Annotated in this window: 1 protein-coding gene; it reads left to right on the top strand. The window is 50.4% G+C overall.

Translation table 11 applies throughout. From position 1 onward, the window contains the following. The coding region (locus WMO25_RS17775) for a hypothetical protein (protein WP_349086538.1) at positions 1-1,655 on the top strand (1,655 nt) is incomplete at both ends.

The raw sequence follows: 1,655 nt of genomic DNA, 5'->3' as shown, positions 1-1,655 counted from the left end.
ACCGGTTATGTGCTGTCTGATCTTGTGACGGTTTCATCTACAGATGTTCCTGCAGAGATCCGGATGGGACAGCAGGAGAAAGTGCCGGGCGGCAACGGCCCGACAGGGGACAGTGTGTTAAAGATCAGTGGTGATGAAAAGAACAACAAGCGCTGCTATCAGCCGCTGGCCATCTCCGGCAAGAAGGGTGACAGCTTCATGGCCTGCGGCTGGGGGTATGCCGACAGTGTGAGCCTGAAAGAGAAGTTCTTTGAAAGCGATCCCCATGCAGGCAACAGCTTAAACAGCAGGAAGAACCGCCATTTTGGCCTCCATATCAACTTCATATCCAGCGATGCCAATGACAGGAATGACATCCACTATGCGGAATTCGGGGCAGACTGCAGTGAATGGCAGTTCATGAACACCGCTTTTGTGGCGAAACATGATTATGTGCGGGTGGATATCGGCTTCACATATGGCAACAACAGCAACAATGCCTACTTTACGGGCCTTGGCCTTTATAAAGAGGAATACGGTACAAGCTTTGCCTATGATGACAAAGGCAACGTGGTGAAGGTGACAGACCAGGCGAAGAAAAACAGCAGTTTTGAATATGACACAGTGGATAACTTAAAGAAGCTCATGGATCCGAAGGGCAATGCTTTTAAGTATGACTATGATAAAAAACACCGTGTGACAGGGGCGGCATCTGCGGCAGGCATGAAATATACCTTTGCCTATGATAACTATGGCAACCCAGTGACGGCAAGGACCGTGGATTCATCAGCAGAAACAGATGCGAAGAAAGCCATGACATCAAAGGCGGCCTATACAACAGGCACGGCAGAAGGGCAGTACATGGCCTCCCAGACTTCACCGGAAGGGGTGACAACGGCATATGACTGGGATGTGACAAAAGGCCTTTTAAAGAATGTCAGTGTGTCCAGCCATCAGGCGGATTACAGCTATGACACCATGGACCGTCTGACAAAAGTCACGGGAAAAGCAGCGGTCAACGGAACAGAGGCAGCCGTCCAGGTCCAGTATACCTATGACAGGGACCGTCTGACCAAGATCACCCATAACGGCTTTGACTATACCTTTGCCTATGACGGATTCGGCAACAGAAAGAGCGTATCCATCGCCGGAAAGGCGGCAGTCAGCCATGACTATGAGGCCAAGAACGGCAATCTCTTAAAGAGCACATATGCCAACGGCTGGGAAGTGGCTTATACTTATGATAACCTTGACCGTGTGACAGAAGTGAAAGCATCAAAAGATGGCACAAGTTATACCATCGGAAGGTATATCTATGACAAACTGGGAAGGGTGGCCCGTTTTGTGGACGGACAGGTATCCGGAAAATCCTGCACTTACGGCTATGACCTGACAGACAGGCTGTGTGAAGCAGTCTTTGATGACGGTACAGCCTACCGATATACCTATGATGCCAATGACTGCCTGGTAAAAGAAGTCCAGACGACACCGGATGGCGTAAGGACTGTTACAAGGGGCTATGATGCAGACAGCCGTGAGACAGCTGTGGCCTGCGGCAGTGCCAGGGTTGAAAAGACCTTTGACAAGCTGGGAAGACTCTCATCCATCAGGAGAAACGGCGGGAAACATACGACAGCTTATACCTATGAAACAGCATCCGACGGCGGACAGACAGG

Origin of the sequence: Coprococcus intestinihominis, assembly GCF_040096555.1 — a bacterium.
Classification (GTDB): Bacteria; Bacillota; Clostridia; order Lachnospirales; family Lachnospiraceae; genus Coprococcus_A; species Coprococcus_A intestinihominis.
The sequence above is the reverse complement of the archived record's forward strand: the minus strand, read 5'-3'. Positions and strand labels throughout refer to the sequence as shown.